Source organism: Adhaeribacter aerolatus, assembly GCF_007991635.1.
GTDB classification, from domain to species: Bacteria; Bacteroidota; Bacteroidia; order Cytophagales; family Hymenobacteraceae; genus Adhaeribacter; species Adhaeribacter aerolatus.
Map to the genome: position 1 here is coordinate 1 of NZ_BJYS01000072.1, position 2,497 is coordinate 2,497.

Sequence of the window (2,497 nt, forward strand, 5' to 3'; positions counted from 1 at the left end):
TAATATGCTTGTTTATTTCTATTCCTCATTCTTTTTTATTTATATATTTTTTAATTTTAAATATATAAATAGATTTATATTAACTGATACTTATATTTGCATTATTATATTTATATTTACATGAAACACGCGTTACTAGCAAAGTTATTTATTCTTTTTTTGGTATTTTATTGTTTACCTTTTATAAGTTTTGCCCAAACCGATTTCAGGCCAGGTTATGTAATTACCAGTACCAATGACACATTAACCGGGTTTATTAATTACCAAGGATTTATTGCCAACACCCACGAATGCATTTTTAAAGCAACCCTAAACGATAAGAGTACAACCTTTAGCCCTGCTCAGATTACTGCTTATCGTTTTAATGCCGATAAGTTTTATGTTTCCAGTTCTTATTTAAATTTTAAATCCCCCTCCCCAATATTTTTAGAATACCTGCTAAAGGGCCGGGTAAATCTCTTTCAATACCGCGATGCCAGGGGCGATCATTTTGTAGTTTCGAAGGATACCTTACTACTCGAACTTGATAATACCGAAAAGCGGGTTGAAGTTGATGGCACGCAATATATTAAAAACCAGCAACTGTATAAAGGCCAGTTAAGAGCTTTAATGGGCGACAAATTAGCGTTGTTTCCCGAAATTGACAAAACCGATTTTGATGTTGCCAGCTTAATGAAAATTGTAAAGAAGTATAATGCTCAATCTCAAGAAACAGTTTCGGTTCAATTTGAGGAAAAGAAACATCCCTATAAGTTTAGTTTCGGTATACATTCTTCCTACGGAAAACCTAACCTGTATCTTAACGATTATACCTACCAATCCAATCATTATGGTATTGGCAAAGCTAATTTTAATGCCAATTATTCTTTTACGGTTGGTGTCTTACTGGATATTCATTTGCTGGAGATGAACGATAAACTTCACTTTCTGGTAGAACCCGCTTATTCCAAAATGCGGTTTGGCTCAGATGTTACAAAAAAGTCCGGCACCTATAACAGATATCATAATACAATTAATATAGATATATCTGCGCTGCGGTTACCCTTTTCTCTCAAGTATTCTTTTAACAGTTTAGCCTGGAGCACCCAACCTTTTTTACGCGGTGGGGTTGCGCATTATAAGTTCTTAAAGAATTCAGCCGCTGATTCCTATCTGGTAGAAGAACAAACCAGTAAGGCCAGTGGCCAATACACCGACTTTGCTTTTTCCAAATATCAGAATGCGGTTTTCTTCTCGGTAGGAACCGATATAGTAGGCAAGAAACACAAATTAACAACTGAAATTATCTTTGAAGGGGGAGATGGCATTTACAAGGTAAAATATAAGCCGTTCCTTAAATTATCTCGCACCAGCAACCTGATTTTTCAATTGGCTTATGTACTTTAATTAAGTACCTAAACCGCAATGGTGCAGAAGTTACTTTTCAGCAAATTTATAATTAGCAGTTTTTAATGTATGCGCTTACTAAGGGCCGGGAGCTCTGCGCAATCCAGCTTTTCGTAAACCAACATAAATTTGGCAGAATCCGCTAAATATTCCCGACCGGTGCTGGGGTGGTAACTATAAGGCTTTTGCTGCAGGGTATTGAGGGTTACCCGAAACTGTACGGGCAGCGAATCGGTTTGGCCTTCCTGCATAAAGGTCCAGGTGGCGGTAATTATATCATTATTTTTAGTGCCGCGTAAAGTGCCGCGCCGGCTGTCTTTTTCAAAAGGCAAATACGAGTAGGTTCCGGTTACTTTAGCGTTTTTAATATTTAGGTGCACCCAGGCGGTATCTCTTTTTTGCCCACCACTTACCTGCTGGAAACACATTTCTTCATCCAGCGAAAGAGTGGCTGGTTTTTCGTCGGCGGCAGGCGTACGGGTGGCTTGCGTGGTTTCGGTAGTGCGGTTGCAAGCCAAGAATAAAGTGCCTGCTACTACAGCCAGGAGCGTCTTTTTCATGGGCAATTACTTTTTAAGCTGACTTACTTTTACGCTGAGGACATTGCCCAGACGGGTGGTATCGCCGTAAACGGTTACTTTGTCGCCGATGTTTAACTCCTGGTAGCCGCCGCTCTGGGCCAGATTAACCCGACTGATAACCGCATTAAAGCGCTGGCCTTTTTGGTCTGTTAACAAAGCAGTGTACCCATCTTTACCGCGTTCAATAGCGGTTACGGTACCCTGCGCCGAAAATGCTTTCGGCGTAGCACAGCCTAATACCAGGCTTATTAAAACAAACAGCATACCCAGGTTAAAGATTTGGAGCAATTTTATCATGTGGTTGGTATTGTTATGGTTGTTAAAGGTAAGCTAAAAATATACCAACTTCTTTATTGCTTAGGTTACCCGCACAAAAACTGGTTTCGCAAAGCTTATGGAGGGTAACGTTTAGGGTAGTTAGTGTTAATACCCTAAACTGGTCATTACAATTAACTGTTAACTCTTATTTCATTAAGAACGCAAATTTATACCAAATCTCTTGCACGCTCTTCCCTAACCGAACAATGGTT

The 2,497-nt window shown here is 39.4% G+C and carries 3 protein-coding genes; 1 reads left to right on the forward strand and 2 read right to left on the reverse strand.

What is annotated here, in order from left to right; all coding sequences use genetic code 11:
* The first annotated feature begins 120 nt into the window (after window positions 1-120).
* Window positions 121-1,386: a hypothetical protein gene (locus AAE02nite_RS26005; protein ID WP_146905793.1), complete on the forward strand. Its 1,266-nt coding sequence runs from the start codon at window positions 121-123 to the stop codon at window positions 1,384-1,386.
* A 62-nt stretch (window positions 1,387-1,448) separates the two neighbouring features.
* Here AAE02nite_RS26005 and AAE02nite_RS26010 read toward each other — a convergent pair whose 3' ends face one another.
* Entirely contained in the window at window positions 1,449-1,946 is a 498-nt protein-coding gene (locus AAE02nite_RS26010) for a hypothetical protein (RefSeq protein ID WP_146905796.1), read from the reverse strand.
* A 6-nt stretch (window positions 1,947-1,952) separates the two neighbouring features.
* Window positions 1,953-2,264 (reverse strand): hypothetical protein, encoded by a 312-nt coding sequence (locus AAE02nite_RS26015; RefSeq protein ID WP_146905799.1) that lies wholly within the window; start codon window positions 2,262-2,264, stop codon window positions 1,953-1,955.
* Window positions 2,265-2,497 lie beyond the last annotated feature (233 nt).

Excerpts from the sequence above, each read along its gene's own strand:
- AAE02nite_RS26010 (WP_146905796.1), bottom strand. The coding sequence starts at position 1,946 with ATGAAAAAGACGCTCCTGGCTGTAGTAGCAGGCACTTTATTCTTGGCT.
- AAE02nite_RS26005 (WP_146905793.1), top strand. The coding sequence starts at position 121 with ATGAAACACGCGTTACTAGCAAAGTTATTTATTCTTTTTTTGGTATTT.
- AAE02nite_RS26015 (WP_146905799.1), bottom strand. The coding sequence starts at position 2,264 with ATGATAAAATTGCTCCAAATCTTTAACCTGGGTATGCTGTTTGTTTTA.